Annotated in this window: 14 protein-coding genes; 1 reads left to right on the top strand and 13 read right to left on the bottom strand. The window is 60.3% G+C overall.

Translation table 11 applies throughout. The features are described from left to right. Positions 1 to 105: 105 nt before the first annotated feature. The 11 genes from PH558_RS22905 to PH558_RS22855 form a co-directional block, all read right to left on the bottom strand. Positions 106 to 1557: a sensor histidine kinase gene (locus PH558_RS22905; RefSeq protein ID WP_285206722.1), complete on the bottom strand. Its 1452-nt coding sequence runs from the start codon at positions 1555 to 1557 to the stop codon at positions 106 to 108. Then, positions 1554 to 2228, bottom strand: a complete 675-nt coding sequence (locus tag PH558_RS22900; protein ID WP_285206721.1) for a response regulator transcription factor — start codon at positions 2226 to 2228, stop codon at positions 1554 to 1556. Before PH558_RS22900 ends, PH558_RS22905 begins: the two co-directional genes overlap by 4 nt. Before the next feature lie 177 nt (positions 2229 to 2405). Further along, positions 2406 to 2750, bottom strand: coding sequence for a type II toxin-antitoxin system RelE/ParE family toxin (locus PH558_RS22895; protein WP_285206719.1), 345 nt, complete (start codon positions 2748 to 2750; stop codon positions 2406 to 2408). Then, positions 2737 to 3012 carry a ribbon-helix-helix domain-containing protein gene (locus PH558_RS22890; protein ID WP_285206717.1) on the bottom strand — a complete coding sequence of 92 codons (276 nt, stop codon included), beginning with the start codon at positions 3010 to 3012 and terminating at the stop codon, positions 2737 to 2739. Before PH558_RS22890 ends, PH558_RS22895 begins: the two co-directional genes overlap by 14 nt. 87 nt (positions 3013 to 3099) lie before the next feature. Further along, positions 3100 to 3756, bottom strand: coding sequence for a class II aldolase/adducin family protein (locus PH558_RS22885; protein ID WP_285206918.1), 657 nt, complete (start codon positions 3754 to 3756; stop codon positions 3100 to 3102). A 40-nt stretch (positions 3757 to 3796) separates the two neighbouring features. Beyond that, on the bottom strand, positions 3797 to 5176 hold the full coding sequence (locus tag PH558_RS22880; RefSeq protein WP_285206716.1) for an FGGY-family carbohydrate kinase: 1380 nt from the start codon (positions 5174 to 5176) through the stop codon (positions 3797 to 3799). Next, the gene (locus tag PH558_RS22875; protein WP_285206714.1) at positions 5173 to 6231 is read right to left on the bottom strand and encodes an ABC transporter permease; all 1059 of its coding nucleotides are present in this window, start codon (positions 6229 to 6231) and stop codon (positions 5173 to 5175) included. Before PH558_RS22875 ends, PH558_RS22880 begins: the two co-directional genes overlap by 4 nt. Beyond that, entirely contained in the window at positions 6224 to 7258 is a 1035-nt protein-coding gene (locus tag PH558_RS22870; RefSeq protein ID WP_113409494.1) for an ABC transporter permease, read from the bottom strand. The genes PH558_RS22875 and PH558_RS22870 overlap by 8 nt, the downstream gene beginning before the upstream one ends. After that, on the bottom strand, positions 7251 to 8744 hold the full coding sequence (locus tag PH558_RS22865; protein ID WP_285206710.1) for a sugar ABC transporter ATP-binding protein: 1494 nt from the start codon (positions 8742 to 8744) through the stop codon (positions 7251 to 7253). The genes PH558_RS22870 and PH558_RS22865 overlap by 8 nt, the downstream gene beginning before the upstream one ends. Positions 8745 to 8918: 174 nt before the next feature. Further along, entirely contained in the window at positions 8919 to 9926 is a 1008-nt protein-coding gene (locus tag PH558_RS22860; RefSeq protein ID WP_285206709.1) for a substrate-binding domain-containing protein, read from the bottom strand. After that, positions 9890 to 10960: a LacI family DNA-binding transcriptional regulator gene (locus PH558_RS22855; RefSeq protein ID WP_285206708.1), complete on the bottom strand. Its 1071-nt coding sequence runs from the start codon at positions 10958 to 10960 to the stop codon at positions 9890 to 9892. Before PH558_RS22855 ends, PH558_RS22860 begins: the two co-directional genes overlap by 37 nt. A 176-nt stretch (positions 10961 to 11136) precedes the next feature. On the opposite strand from PH558_RS22855, the gene PH558_RS22850 reads away from it, so the two are divergent. Beyond that, positions 11137 to 12033 (top strand): sugar phosphate isomerase/epimerase family protein, encoded by an 897-nt coding sequence (locus PH558_RS22850; protein ID WP_095437319.1) that lies wholly within the window; start codon positions 11137 to 11139, stop codon positions 12031 to 12033. 61 nt (positions 12034 to 12094) lie between these two features. On the opposite strand, the gene PH558_RS22845 is transcribed toward PH558_RS22850, so the two are convergent. Together PH558_RS22845 and PH558_RS22840 are read right to left on the bottom strand one after the other, a co-directional pair. Then, positions 12095 to 12817 carry a L,D-transpeptidase gene (locus tag PH558_RS22845; protein ID WP_483314180.1) on the bottom strand — a complete coding sequence of 241 codons (723 nt, stop codon included), beginning with the start codon at positions 12815 to 12817 and terminating at the stop codon, positions 12095 to 12097. A 408-nt stretch (positions 12818 to 13225) separates the two neighbouring features. Then, the gene (locus PH558_RS22840; protein ID WP_285206706.1) at positions 13226 to 14566 is read right to left on the bottom strand and encodes an SAM-dependent methyltransferase; all 1341 of its coding nucleotides are present in this window, start codon (positions 14564 to 14566) and stop codon (positions 13226 to 13228) included. Positions 14567 to 14762 lie beyond the last annotated feature (196 nt).

Here is a 14762-nt window from a genome sequence, read left to right as displayed (position 1 = left end):
CGGCTTCGGAAAATCGAATATCCAATCCCCGACCGCTTGTGAAAATGAAAACAGTTTCAGGATTTTGCGCGGCAATAGCTGGCACATGCCGTTTCAGCTCGGCACTTACGGCTTCTGCCGCCAGCCCATGTCTGCGACTACGACAGTCGGCGGGATGGAACTGATCTGCAGGCGGACGCAAAAACCGCAACCGGTGTCTGGGAACGAAACTCGCCCGCCGTGGAGCTCGGCCGCCTTTTTTACCAGGTTCAATCCCAGACCGGCACCGGACGAGCTGGCGTTGATGCGGCGGAAAGGCTCGAAGACGCGATCGCGCTCCGCCAGCGGTATGCCGGGACCTTCGTCGCAGACATCGATCGCGCCATCGGCGCTGACGCGGACGATGATCGAGCCCTTTCCACCGGCGTGATCGATCGCGTTCCGGATCAGGTTGACAACCGCCATTTCGATTGTCGAGGTCTGGATCACGAAGACTGCTTCTTCGGAGCTCGGCTCGAAGTCGAAATCATAGCCGGCATCCATCACAATCGGGGCGAGATCGGCGGCGATGTTTTCGACCAGCACATTCAGATCCTTCTTCTCCGCACGCAATTCTACCGCGCCGATCGCCTGCATCTCCAGGAGTTGATGGGCGACGCGGGATAGCCGGTCGATATCATCACGCACCTGCTGGCTGACTTCGGCCTCGGGGAGAAGGTCCGCTCGCGTCCGTGCAATCGCGATCGGCGTCCGCAGCTCATGGGCGGCATCGGCAAGAAAGCGATTGTGCCTGTTATACCCTTCATCCAGCTTTGAGAGGGCATGGTTGAACGCATCGACCAGAGGGATGATCTCGGTCGGCACCTTCGACCGCTCGAGGCGGGCCGAACGGCTGTCGAAGTCGATCGCCTGCGCCTGGGTTGCCGTCTCCACCAGCCCGCTCAGCGACCGGCCGACGGCACGCGGCGTGACGAGAAGCGTCGCCACGCCGGTCACCGCCAGTATGGGAAAGACGCCGATGAAGATCAGGAATGCCAGAGCCGGCAAGACGTTGAGCCAATGGATTTCGCCATTGGGACCTTTGGCAACGTCGACCCGCATATTGATCCACACGTTCAAGCCGTCATTGTCAAAGCCGCGCTCAGTGGCCGCGACAATCTGCAGCTTGCCGACCGAGGTCTCCCGGTTCTCCACGGTAGCATGTGCTCCATTGCCAGCCTCCACCCTTGCCCGATCTATCGTCCACGGGAAGTTCTCATCGAACGCGGCCGCCGGTATCTCTCCATATTGAAAGAGTATTCCCTTGCTGTCCCGGATCATGAACCAGAGTTCGGGATAACGCTGCTTCAGCTCTACTACCTGCTGCGTCTCCGCCACCTGCAGTTGGCCGTCATCATCCCTTGTAATCTGCTGGGCGACAACGCGGACAGCCTCTTCATTGGCATCTTCCAGCTCCGGATTGATGATCCAGAGCCAGGCGACGAGAAGGACGAAGAAGAGAACGAGGAGGAAGGCCTGCAAGGCGATCAGGCGCTTTATCAGCCCCCAGCGTAACGATCGGCTGCGTTCCGCGTTCATGCCTTGGCCCGGATCAGATAGCCGATGTTCCGCACCGCTCTTATCTCGGCCGTGGCCTCGGCCAGAAGCAGCTTCTTTCGAATGCGTGAGATGTGGGCATCCAGGGCGTTCGATCCGATCTCGTCCTCGAGGGCATAAACGGCCTCGGTCAGGCTCGGCCTCGTCACGATGCGGTTCGGACGGCGCATCAGCGTCTCCAGCACCAGATATTCGCGGCGCGGAAACTCGATAAGCGCGCTGCCGACGAAGATCTCATTGGTCCTCGGATCGACGCTCAGATTGCCGAAAGTCAGATATCTGTCGGAAACTGTCGGCCCCCGTCTCTGGAGAGCTCTCAAGCGCGCCAGCAACTCCTCGATCGCGAAAGGCTTGGCAAGATAGTCGTCGGCACCGCTGTCGAGCCCGTCGACGCGGTGATCGACGCTGCCAAGCGCTGTCAGCACGAGGATCGGGATGGGATGCTTGCGCTGACGCAGCGCCGCCACGAGATCCAGTCCTTCGCCGTCAGGCAGTCGACGATCCAGCACAAGGACGTCATAGGTTCCGACGCGGGCCATGGCATCGGCATCCGCAATCGTGCGGACATGGTCGGCGAGCACATCGCGGCGCCGCAACGCTTCAAGCAGCGCGCGGGCCATTTCGGGCTCATCCTCAAGCAGCAGAATTCGCAATGACTTTTCCCCAAAGAACGGCGGTTGCCATCCTTCGCCCCCACTGACAGCCGAAGATTGCGGCTACATTACACACAGATTGCGCAAGTGACATCAGGACGCTGTCAATGGGTCGCAACCGATAAGAGATGGCTTGGCTCGAAGTCGGAAACCCCATTCGAGCGGACGATTGGAGCATTATCGCTGCAGCATGCGCGCCAGCATCCGCCTGATATGATCCTGACCGCCAAAGAAAATCGCCGCAACGACGATCGTTTTGTGTTCCTCGATCGGCAGAAACCAGACGGCCGCCTTGTCGCGTCGCAGGAAACGGATGCCAGGATAGATATCCGGCCGCAATGTTCCGATATATTGGGTCTCGACCAACCGATCGATTTCCAGACGGAGTTCGCGAATACGGCTGGCCGCGCGCTCCAGAGCTTCCTCAGATGCGTCTCCAAGATCGAGATAGGCCGCAAACAGATGATCGAATGTCAGTTCGAAATCGAAATCGGCATCCCTGGAATATTCAAGGCTCCACACGAAGAGCTCGCCGTTTGCGCTCTATCATGCTATCGATCCGCTCTTCCATGTCCTGAGCCGGGATCTTCGGTCCGTCGACGCGGCGCTGAATGAGCCTGCGCAGCCCTTCCGTCTCGGCCGCTTCCGCTTCCGTTTTTTGCCGCAGCAGTTCCAGGCCCTGCTGGAGAACCGAACTCAGGCTGGAATAGCGGCCCGTCTCGACAAGCGAGCGGGCAAATGCATCCTGCTGATCGGTCAACGATATCGACGATTTCACGCTCACGGGACAATCTCCTTCAGGCGCCCAGGGTGCTACTCAGTCGCACACATGTCAAGACTTGGCGGCGAGACGGTTGAAAGCTGTGAGGGATTATTGCCGCCGCTTTGCCACGTCGTTGACCCCATCCAAATCCGGCGCCTGCCCATAGCTCATGTTTTTCATCTGCTGGATGACGCGTGTCATCTCCTCGTCATCGAGAATGGGCGGCTCGCCAAGCGTCAGCGCCTGCACATAAAGGCGCGAGAGGGTTTCGACCTCGATGGCAAGCGCAAGGGCGGCGGCCGGCGTCTTGCCGAGCGAGATCTGCCCGTGCTGGCCGAGCAGGCAGGCAAGCCTGTCCTGCAGCGCTTCGATCGCCGCATCGGAAAGAGCCTGCGTGCCGAAGGTGGCGTAACGCGCGCAGCGGATCGTCGTGCCGCCCGCGACGCCCGTCATATAATGAAAGCTCGGAATGGTTTTGTGGTGTACCGCAAGCGTGGTCGCATAGACCGAGTGGCAATGAAGCACGCATTCGATATCCTTGCGAGATGCGAGAATATCGCGATGGAACCGCCACTCGGACGATGGCCGGCGCTCGCCCTCGTAGCTGCCATCGAAATACATCTGCACCAGATCCTTTGGCTGCATCATGTCGTAAGGCAGAGAGGTTGGCGTGACCAGAAATCCCTTGGGATTTCGCACCGACACGTTGCCGGCCGTTCCCTGGTTGATGCCGGATGCATTCATGCGGCGGCAGATCGCCACCATGTCTTCGCGCAGGGTACTGTCGTCATAAGTCGTCACGATCTCACTCCATTGTCTTGATCAGGATTTGCCAGCGTTGCCGGTAGGATGAAAGTTCGGGAAGGCCGGAGATATCAGGTGCTTCGGCCGCCAGCGTTGCAGGCGAAGCACGCCTTTCATGAGACGCCAGCATGGCGGCGCCCGTCGCCGTTCCGGTCGTGCTGCGGCTGACGAGCACGCGTCGATCACGCAGGAAGGCCGCAACGATGGCGCCATAAAGGGGATCGACGACGAAATTGCCGTCCAGCACCACCGTCTCTGTGGGCGGAAGGTCCTGAATGCAGGCCGCGGTCAGCAGCGCCGAATAGAGCACTGCGAGCGTGAACCGGACGGCCTCCTCCTCCGCAAGCGGGCCTTCGAGACGGCCGCGATGGGCCGTGCCGGGAAATAGCCCGTCATCCGAGCCGAATGTCGGCAGTGCAAAGGTACCTGACGCCACGATCATCCGAAGGGCCTGCAACGAGGCGGGGCCTGAAGCTTTTGCGGCGACGGTCGAAAATTCCCGGCCGCCCATGGTCAGCATACCCGGCGTGGGGTTGCCGAAGACATCGGCATTGCAGGAATGGCCGGGTCGCTCGACGCTGAAATCGACATCGCCGCGGTCGCTCAATGCAACGATCCAGGTACCTGTGGAGACAACGGTAAAATCGGAAAGATCGGCCGCCTGATAGCGGTATAGATTGGCCGAGGAATCGTGCACGCCGCACAGGATGCGCGTCGTCGCCTTCAGGCCGCTGCGTCTGGCGAGCTCGGGCTTCAACAGACCAAGTGCTTCCCACGCTCGCCGCATTGGCGGCATGAGACGCTGCCATCCGCGGTTTGCAACGAGCGAGGCCGGCCGGCTGTCGGCCGATGCCCACAGATGAGACTGCGCCGCCAGGCTCGTCACTTCGCTCGCCAGCACGCCAGACAGGCGGAACGCCCAATATTGCGGCGTGGCGAGATAGGCGCTGGCTGCGGCAAAAGGCTCCGGCCAGTACATTTCCTGCCACAACATCTGCCGTGCCAGATGCGCCGCACCCAGCATGATGGCGCTTGCCCTCTCGCGATAGGAGCCGGCAATTGCCCTGTACTGCGCATCGACATCTGCGGGGATCGGCTGCTCATAGTCGATCATCGGCATTGCAGCACCCTGTCGGTCGACCAGCACACCGCCGGACCCATGTGCGCAGGTAATGATCGCGCCTATGTCGTGCCTGCGTCCCAGCTCCCTCAGGCTATCGATGAGCCAGTCTTCCAGACCGCCGAGATCGTGATGGCGGTAGGGCGGACCATCCTTCACGATATTCGGCGTCGACAGGGTTTCCAGTACGCGGCCGTCATCCGTTGCCGCCGACAGCTTCACATTCGTCTTGCCGATGTCGAAAACCGCAACGATGCTCATTTGGGACCGAAGAAACGTGTCGGCAGCAGCCACATCAGGTAGGGTCGCGCCGTCTGAACCGCAGCGACGAAGATGAGGATGCCGCCCCATATCGCGACGGTCAGGTAATTGCTGAGACCGAACTGGTTGAAGCCCGAGGAGATGATCTGCAGGATGGCCAGCGCCAGCATCAACCCGCCGGCCGTGCCGAAGCCGCCGAAGGGATCGACGCCGCCAAGCACAGCTGCAAGGATCGTCACCAGCAGATAGGATTGCGCATAGTCCGCGCTCGCCGAGTTGAAGGTCGCCAGCATGACCAGCGCGGCGAAGAAGCAGATCAGGCTCGACATGACATAGACACCGACCAGCACTCGGCGCGTGTCAATGGCGGAATAGCGCGCCGCCTCGATATTGGAGCCGATCATGGCGCAGGCGACGCCGAAGGCGGTACGTCGCAATATGAGGCTTACGATAACAGCAACCACGATCAGTAGCAGGAAGATCAGCGGCACCCCCACTATCGTCGTCGTCCCGATGCGGCTGAAGCCGTCCGGTATGCCTGACAGTGCCATGCCGCGGGTCAGATAGATGCTGATGCCGTCGATCAGCGATTTCGTGCCGAGCGTGATGAGGATCGGGTGAACGCCGGTATAGGCAATGAGCGCGCCGGTGATAAGGCCGATGAGCAGGCAGAGCACAAGGCCGGCCAGAAGCGCCAGTATGATCACGGCGGGCGCCGCTCCCGTGCCGCTATCGGGCGTGATCAGGCTCTGCATGATGAAGGCCATCAGCAGCGCGCACTGGTTGGTCGTCGCGATGATCGCCAGATTGAGGCCGCCCGTGATCAACGGCGCCATCATCGCGAGAGACAGGAGCCCGAGCAGCGGCAGCTGGTACATGAAGGATTGCAGCGTGCCGAGCGAAGCAAAATTTGGAATGAACAGAGAGAAGCCGGCAACCAGAAAGACCAGAAGGACGACAAGCCCGGTATGGGCGCCGGGAATACCTGTCCGCATACGCGTCATCAGGTCTGCCAGACTGCTGTTGATGTTATAGAGAAGCGGAGGCTCAGCCATTGGACGACGCTCCCGCGATGATGCGATGGCGGCGGCCCGGCCGCGAGCTGATGACGGTGATCGAGGTCGAGACCAGAATGGTGATGCCGATGACGATCTGGAAGAAATAGGAGGAGACGCCGAGCAGATTGAGCCCGTTCTGCAGCACGGCCAGAAGCACGATGCCGAGCAGCACGCCGGGCACGGTGCCGATGCCGCCCGTCAAGCTGGCACCGCCAAGGACAGCGGCGGACAGTACCGCAAGTTCCGTATTGTACATGGCGTTGGGCACGCTTTCGCCGACCCGATGGGCCTGCAGCAGGCCGGCAACCGCCGCCATCAGCCCGAGATAGCCATAGGCGACGAATTGCAGCCGGCCGATGTTCATGCCGATGCGCCTTGCAGCCTCCGCATTGCCGCCCATTGCGTAGAGCTGCCGCCCGACGGATGAGCGCGTCATCCACGCCCAGGTGAACAGGGTCACCACCACCATGGCGACGATCGGCAACGTCACGCGGACGATGTCGCCCGATGCCGTTTCCATGCGCCAGAAGACGATGCGGTTCGTCCACCAATCCGGCAACGTATAAATCGACTTGCCACCGGAAAAATACATCAGCAGCGAGAAACTGACGCTCATCATGGCGATCGTGGCTATGATCGAGGTGATGCGCACATAATGAACCAGAAGTGCATTCAGGCAACCCAGGCCGACGCCGATCGCCAGGCCAAAACCAATGACGACGGGCGCGGAGAAGCCGAACTGCGTTGCCAGCAGCGCCGCACAATATTGCGCTACGGAGGCGGTTGCCGCGAAGGAGATGTCGATGCCGCCCGAAACCAGCACGACGAAGAGGCCCATCGCCATGATCGCCTGCACCGAATAGGTTTCGAGCAGATCGATAATATTGGCGAGCGTTAAGAAATCGCGCGCCGTCAGGGAAAAGACGATCACGACCGCGGCTATGACGGCCAGAAGCCACGCTTCGGGACGCCGCTTCAATTGCGCGACAAAGGATGGTGCGGCCGTTTGACTGTGCTCACGCATAGATGCGCTCCTTCATGTTGGCCTCGCTGACGTCACCCGGCACCGCTTCGCCGACGATGCGGCCGGCGCGCATGTGCAGGATGCGATCACAGGTCGCAAAGAGTTCGGAGACCTCGTCGGAGATGAGGATAATGGCGACGCCTTGGCGCGCCAGTTCAGCCACCACATCGTAGATGCCCTGCTTGTTCTTGATATCGACGCCCACTGTCGGGGAATCGAGGATCAGCACCTTCGGCCGCGTCGCAAGCCACTTCGCCAGCACGACACGCTGCTGATTGCCGCCTGAAAGCGTCTGCACGGCGCGATCGGCCGAGGGAACCTTGATGGCGAGCCGCTTGATCCAATCCTCGGCGAGTTGCCTGCGGGATTTATCGGGAATGAGCCCCAGCCGCTTTGCCATGCCCCGCATGATCGCGAGCATGATGTTGTCGCCGATCGACTGCTGCAGGATCACGCCGAGGCTCAGACGATCCTCGGAGACATAGGCAATGCCCGCGCGTACGGCATCACGATTGGAGCGAAGCACAAGCTCCCTGCCCTCAAGACGGATGCTGCCGCTTTCGGCCCGATGCATGCCGAACAGTGTCAGCGCAAGCTCGGTGCGGCCCGATCCCAGCAATCCGGAGATGCCGAGCACCTCGCCGCGGCGCAGCGTGAAATCGATATCAGCAAATTCACCACGGCGCGACAGACCATGGACTTCCAGAATAGGCGCCGCCTCACCCATGTTGCGGGCAACGATCGCGTGATCGATATCGAGCCCCGTCATTAGATGAGCGATCTTCTTTTCATTCATTTGATCGGCGGGCCAAGTGCCAACCTTGCGGCCGTCGCGCATGACAGTGACGCGCTCGGCGATCTCGACGACTTCGTCGAGCCGGTGGGAAACGAAGACGACGGCGATACCGTCCGCCTTGAGCCGTCCGACGATCCCCAAAAGGCGGTCGACCTCGGCCCGCGTCAGCGACGCTGTCGGTTCGTCCATGAAAATCAGTCGCGCCTCGGCTGCCAGGCCGCGTGCGATCGCGACGATCTGGCGCTCGGCCACCGAAAGATCGGAAACTACGAGATCGAGGTTGAGCGCAAAGCCGAGCCTTGCAAGGACAGCGCTTGCCTTCTCCCGCATTTGCTTCCAGTTGACCGGCTTTACCAGCCGGTCGAGATGGCTTTCAATGGCGACATTTTCGACAACGGACAGGTTGGGAAATAGGGATAGGTCCTGGAAAATCACCTGAATCCCCAGAGCCTTGGCGCGTGCGGGATCAAGCGGAAGAACCGACTCGCCCTCGATCTCGATCATCCCAGCCGACGGCGGATGCACACCGGCTACGGTCTTGATGAGGGTCGACTTGCCGCAGCCATTTTCGCCGACTAGGCAATGAATCTCGCCAGACCGCACATCCCAGTCGATCTCTTCCAATGCCCGCACGCCGCCGAACCGTTTCGACAGTCCGGTCAAACGCAGAAACGGAATTTCATCGCTCATCGATCCACTCCGATTGCCATGAATCGGCCGGCGGCGGCTTGAAGCCTGCCGCCGGCCCTCGGGAGGAACAGTCAGAACTTTTCCACTTTTCTTCGAATCGCGGGAAAGCTCTATCCTCTTGGTTCCTTACGCATTCCGGACGGAAAACCGCTGCGCACTTTTCCTGGAAATGCTTTAGAGACCAAGCGCTACGAGCCGGTCGATATTTTCCTTATCGAGCGACTCGAGCTTCTGGGCCTGGATGAGTTTCTTGTCCGGATAGACGCGCACCTTGCCGACGCCGGTCAGCTCCATATTGTCGGTCGGCTCCTTGCCGGCGGCGAGCAGAGAGGCAAGCTGGACGAAGATCTCGCCCGCCGTCATCGGATTCCAGATGAAGCCGCCGCGGATGGTGCCGGACTTGACGTATTTGACGCCCTGCCCCGGAGAAAAGCCCCCGACCAGCACGATCGACTTCGCCTTTTCGCGATCGTCGAGAACGCGCGCCGCACCGATCGGACCTTGCGAGCCGAATGTCAGGATGCCCTTGAGATCCGGATGAGCGCGAAGCTGGTCCTGCGTGGTCTTGATGCTGTCATCCAGGCTCTCGGCCACGCCGAAGCGATCGCCGAGCATTTCCATCTTCGGGTACTTCTGCTTCTGATAGGCGATCGCGGCATCGGCCCAGGCATTATGCAGGGGAACCGTCAGCGATCCGACATAGACGATATATTTGCCTTCTTCACCCATCTGCTTGGCCAGCAGGTCCATATGGGCCTGGCCGTAGCCTTCGATGGTCGTCAGCTCGAAGTCCCAATCGGCTTCCTTCTGGTTCGGCCCTTCATGGGCCAGCACCTTGATACCTGCGGCGCGTGCTCGGCCGAGAACGGGATCGAGGGCAGCGGAATCATTCGGCACGATGCCGATGACGGCGACCTTGCGGGCGATCAGATCTTCGATCGCCCGCACCTGCTGGGCAGCATCGGCCTGCGTAGGCCCGACCATCCAGGCGTTGGCCTTGTATTCCGGTGCCGCCTTCTTGATGCCGACTTCCATGGCATTGAACCATGGAATGCCGCCGATCTTGACCACGACGCCGACTTGCGGCTCGGCCGCCTGTGCGACGCCGATCGTGCCGCCCAGAGTGCCGGCGACGACAGCTCCACCTATTCCGGCGAGTAGGGTTCGTCTTGTAACTTCCATTTTTCTCCTCCCAGTTTCGTGTTACCCGCCTCCTCAAGCGGGCTCCGCGGCGTCGAACCGCGGATCTCGACGGCGCAGCGCAGGCGCCGCGTAACCGGTTTTCCGGCAGAGCCGGTCATGCGCCGCAACAGCAGCGCCCAGGCCTGTTCGGCCATTTCCTCGATGGGCTGACGCACCGCCGTAATGCCAGGCGCGACCAGCCTCATCCATTCCATATCGTCGAAGCTTGCAAAGGCGAGATCGCCGGGCACGGAAAGCCCGATCTCCGCCATGGTGCGGTACGTCAGAAGCGTCGTGCCGTGGTCGAGCGAAAACAACGCGCCAGGCAAGGGGCGCTGACGCAGACGCTCCTCAAGCCGCTGCGCGCCATTGGCGTCGTCTATGCCGATTTCCAGCATTTCGACATGCATACGGCCGGCCGCTGCGCGCACGCCTTCCCAGCGTTCGCGAACATTGGTGATCGAAAGACTGCTGCCAAGGACCAGGCAATCACCATAACCTTGCCTGTCGAGATGGGTGGCGATTGCGCCAGCGGCCGGGCCATTGTCAACCGCGATCAAATCGAAGCCCGCCGCATCCGGTATGCGGTCGGCCAGCACGACCGGCGCGAAGAAGCCATTCGGCAAGCGTTCGGCAAAGGCGCCATCACAGGGGATGACGATCAGGCCGGCCGGCCGCCATGAGCGGATCTTGCGCAGCCGGTCGGCCTCCTCCTCGACATTGTTGCGCGCGGAGACGACCACCAGATCGTAATCGTCGAGACGCGCCAGATGCTCCAGCGTGGAAACGAAGGAGGCAAACATCGGATTGGTGAGATCCGGTACCACGACACCCGCAAGCTGTGCCTTGCGCGAGCGCAACCGGGATGCGCCGAGATCGACGACATAGCCAAGTTCACGCACCGCGTCATTCACGCGCCTGGCGAAATCCGGAGAGACCGTGGGTTTGCCATTGAGGACATTCGAAACGGTCGCTACCGAGACGCCTGCCCTGTCGGCCACCATCTTGATGGAAGGGGTTCGCGATTTCGACATTCTGCCCTCCCTTCAACAATCTCAGATTGATGCTACGAAAATTCTGGTGAAACGTTTTATTGTAAGCTATACCAGCATAGATGCAGTGTCAACGTGAGCGTCTCTAAGTATAAAACGATTCACGTCTTTCGCATTGCAGCAAATGTTTTTGCATCCACGAAATCGGGAGGACGAGCATGAACAAACTGGGAGTTCACGCGCTGGTATGGGAGGCCGGCTGGAGCCGCGACGAATGCGCCCGCGCAATCGCAAACAGTGCCGAGGTGGGTTACGATTTCATTGAGGCACCGGCGCTCGACCCAAGCCTGATCGATCCGGAATTCACCCGCCGCCAGCTCGAAAAAAGCGGCATCGGCATCAACTTCTCGCTCGGTCTCGATTTTGAAACCGACATCTCAAGCGGTGATAAGGAGAAGGGCCGGCGCGGCAAGGAAAGGCTGGAACAGGCGATCGCCGTCTGCCGCGATTGCGGCGGCGAATATATCGGCGGTATCCTGCATTCGGCTTTCGGCAAATATACCGAGCCGACGACGGCTGCCGGCGTCGCGCAATCGGTCGACATCCTGCGTCAGGTGGCCGAGACGGCGGCGAAAAGCAACATCACGCTGGTTCTGGAGGTGGTAAACCGCTACGAATCCAACGTGCTGAACACGGCCGCCCAGGCGGTGGAAATGTGCAAGCGCATCGGCATGCCGAATGTGAAGGTTCATCTCGATGTCTATCACATGAATATCGAGGAATCCGATATTCAGGCCGCCATTCTCGAAACCGGCGATTATCTCGGATATTTCCACACCGGCGATTCCCATCGCGGCTATATGGGCTCGGGCACGATTGATCTTACAGGCGTTTTCAGGGCTCTCGTTCGCTCCGGCTACCAGGGACCCATCACCTTCGAATCCTTCTCCTCCCGCGTCGTTGGTCAGCCGCTCGAAGGCATCCTCGGCATCTGGCGCAACCTCTGGGATGATGGCCGCGACCTTGCCGAACATGCGCTGATGTATACGAAGGCGCAGCTCAAGGCCGCGCAGGAGGCCCAGCGTCAAAGCCAGCAGCGCAGCCGCCTTCCGTGATACGGCAGCACCCCATCGCGCCGAAGCATCGGCTCCCGCCTATCGAGGGAGCCGATTTCGCTCAGGCAGAAATCGCCTTGCTTTGAAGCGGCGTCTGATGAACGACGATGCGCGCGTGGTATGGAATGCGCTCGTAGAGGTCGATGACGTCCTGGTTGACCAGCCGAACGCAGCCAGACGACGCTGCCTTGCCGATCGAGCGCCATTCCGGTGAACCATGCAGACGGTAGAGCGTGTCCTTGCCGTTCTGGAAGATATAGAGCGCGCGGGCACCCAGCGGGTTCTTGATACCCGGGTCCATGCCGCCGTTGGCGACCGAATATTTCGCGAGTTCCGGCTTGCGGGCAATCATGTCGCCCGGCGGCTTCCAGCGCGGCCAATGCTGTCGCCAATGGATGATCCCTTCGCCCTGCCATGCAAAGCCGTCGCGGCCGATGCCGACACCATAGCGCATGGCCGTGCCGCCGCGCTCCACGACATAGAGAAATCTAGACGCCGTATCGACGACGACCGTGCCGGGTGCCTCGCCGGTCGGATCGGGAACGCGCTGACGATAAAACTTCGGGTCCAGCTTTCGGTAAGGAACCGCCGGAATGACATGACCGCCATCGACCACGGAGGCATAGCGTGCTTCGAGTTCGGGATCGGGTGTGACGATGCTCTGAGGTTCTGACGCCACGGGAACGGCGGGTGGCATACGAACCGGAGCTGCAATGGGAGTTAGAACCGGGGCCGTGGTGGCACAGCCCGCAAGCGCTGCCGTCGCAGAGATAGACCCCAGCATGAAAGCCCGCCGGGAAAGAGTCTTTTCATTCTTGGTTGAGCGCATTCCTGTCCTAACAAACCCCGCACATTGATATCGCCTCTTGGACGGATGAGGCCGAAAGAGACGACGTGTCATCATCATTAAGTGGTGATGACCTCATAGCCACTCGGGACCTGTGATGACAAGTTCGCCAATACCATGACCATACAAACTCAATCGACGAGTGTGGGCCATAAGCCACAGCGATCTTGCATTTCCGCGAGTGTATCGGGCGTTTGCAGCCTTACCGACGCGCCCCTGATTGCAGGCTCGGCGCCTGCTCGCCGCAACGCTGCTATATGTATCGGCTAGCTACTGAAGGAGTGGCCGGGTAAGACATTGTATCCCATGTCCAGCCAAATCCTCATGCGGGGCTGCAAGTGGTTTCTAAAGGTTGCGCGAGGACTCGGTCCCAGATTGATTTGGCTGGCGGGATTTGCGCTCGTCATGCAAGGTCAGATCCCGCCTTGCCCGCGCGCTCGCGGCTTCGATCGGCCCCGCCTTCCCCTGCTCGGCAATGACAGCCCGCGCCCGCTCGATATCGACCATGTAGTCACGGGCCAGCGGCAGAGCGGAAACGTTCTTCGTCAGCTGCAATTGCCAGTTCATGTGCCCCATACGCCGGAAGGCGAGCTCAGACCCGACGAGGTAGAATTCGAACATACGACAGAACCGCTCGTCATAGAGTTTTGCCAGGGTGCTCCTGTTCTTCATGAAGCGGTCGCGCCATTGCTCGAGCGTTTTGGCATAATGCAGCCGCAGGATCTCGATGTCGGTCGTCCAGAGGCCGGATTTTTCGACCACGGACAGGACTTCGGAGACCGCCGGCGAATAGCCGCCGGGGAAGATATATTTCGCAATCCACGGATTCGTGCTGCCTGGACCATCGGCCCGACCGATTGCGTGGATCAGCGCGACGCCATCCTCCTTGAGCACGGAGCGGATCTTGTCGAAGAAGGTCTTGTAGTGGTTGATGCCCACGTGCTCGAACATGCCGACCGAGACGACGCGGTCGACCGGACGCGTCCAGGAGCGATAATCCAGCAGTTCGAACGTGACCATATGCTCCAGCCCGGCATCCTTCGCGCGGGCTCGTGCGGCCAGCAATTGCTCTTCCGAAAGCGTAAGACCCGTCACCCGAGCACCGAACTCCCTGGCGAGATAGAGTGCCATGCCGCCCCATCCGCAGCCGATGTCCAGAACCTCAAGGCCCGGACGATCGAGCATCAACTTCGATGCGATATGCCGCTTCTTCTTGAGCTGAGCCTCCTCTAGGGTCTCGTCGCCTACCGGGAAATAGGCGCAGGAATATTGCCGGTCCTCATCCAGCATCAAGGAATAGAGCCGCGCATCGAGATCGTAATGATGCGCGACATTGCGCTTCGAGCGACCGGCAAAGTTCAATTGGTCGAGATTTCGGCGCAGCCAGCGAACCTTTTCCATCAGCTTCTCGAAGGGATGGCTTCCGCCTTCCATCATGTTGAGGGCGAGCAGATCCACCATTTGGAATAGGTCGCCGGATGCCGGTTCGACTTCGCCGTCCATATAGGCCTCGCCCAGCGCCAAAGCCGGATTGAGGAGCAGACGGCGTTTTGCACGGGTGGTATTGATTTTCATCGCTGCACGCGGTTCCGCCCCCGTACCGAAACTGCGTGTGGAACCATCCGGAAAAGTGACCGTGAGCGTTCCGATTTTGATCAAGCGAGAAAGAGCTGCTTCTAGGAACATGACAACTACCTGTTTATCGTTTCCTTGACGGGAATCTCGTGGCCCGAGGGTCACGAAGAATCCCGTACCGGTATCGAAAGCGTACTACTTAATCTGGTAAAATATCCAGATCATTTGCGACATCAAGGTTGAGTAAGCTCAAACGCGGCTACAAGGATGCTCACTCCCTCGGCAGAATCACTGCTCCGGCTAGATA

Source organism: Rhizobium pantanalense, from assembly GCF_030182525.1.
Taxonomy (GTDB): Bacteria; Pseudomonadota; Alphaproteobacteria; order Rhizobiales; family Rhizobiaceae; genus Rhizobium.
This window is presented reverse-complemented; position numbering and strand designations above follow the sequence as displayed.

Coding starts and splice junctions, on each gene's coding strand:
- PH558_RS22905 (WP_285206722.1), bottom strand. CDS start 1,557: ATGAACGCGGAACGCAGCCGATCGTTACGCTGGGGGCTGATAAAGCGC.
- PH558_RS22885 (WP_285206918.1), bottom strand. CDS start 3,756: ATGGTGGCGATCTGCCGCCGCATGAATGCATCCGGCATCAACCAGGGA.
- PH558_RS22880 (WP_285206716.1), bottom strand. CDS start 5,176: ATGAGCATCGTTGCGGTTTTCGACATCGGCAAGACGAATGTGAAGCTG.
- PH558_RS22875 (WP_285206714.1), bottom strand. CDS start 6,231: ATGGCTGAGCCTCCGCTTCTCTATAACATCAACAGCAGTCTGGCAGAC.
- PH558_RS22870 (WP_113409494.1), bottom strand. CDS start 7,258: ATGCGTGAGCACAGTCAAACGGCCGCACCATCCTTTGTCGCGCAATTG.
- PH558_RS22865 (WP_285206710.1), bottom strand. CDS start 8,744: ATGAGCGATGAAATTCCGTTTCTGCGTTTGACCGGACTGTCGAAACGG.
- PH558_RS22860 (WP_285206709.1), bottom strand. CDS start 9,926: ATGGAAGTTACAAGACGAACCCTACTCGCCGGAATAGGTGGAGCTGTC.
- PH558_RS22855 (WP_285206708.1), bottom strand. CDS start 10,960: ATGTCGAAATCGCGAACCCCTTCCATCAAGATGGTGGCCGACAGGGCA.
- PH558_RS22850 (WP_095437319.1), top strand. CDS start 11,137: ATGAACAAACTGGGAGTTCACGCGCTGGTATGGGAGGCCGGCTGGAGC.
- PH558_RS22845 (WP_483314180.1), bottom strand. CDS start 12,817: ATGCTGGGGTCTATCTCTGCGACGGCAGCGCTTGCGGGCTGTGCCACC.
- PH558_RS22840 (WP_285206706.1), bottom strand. CDS start 14,566: ATGTTCCTAGAAGCAGCTCTTTCTCGCTTGATCAAAATCGGAACGCTC.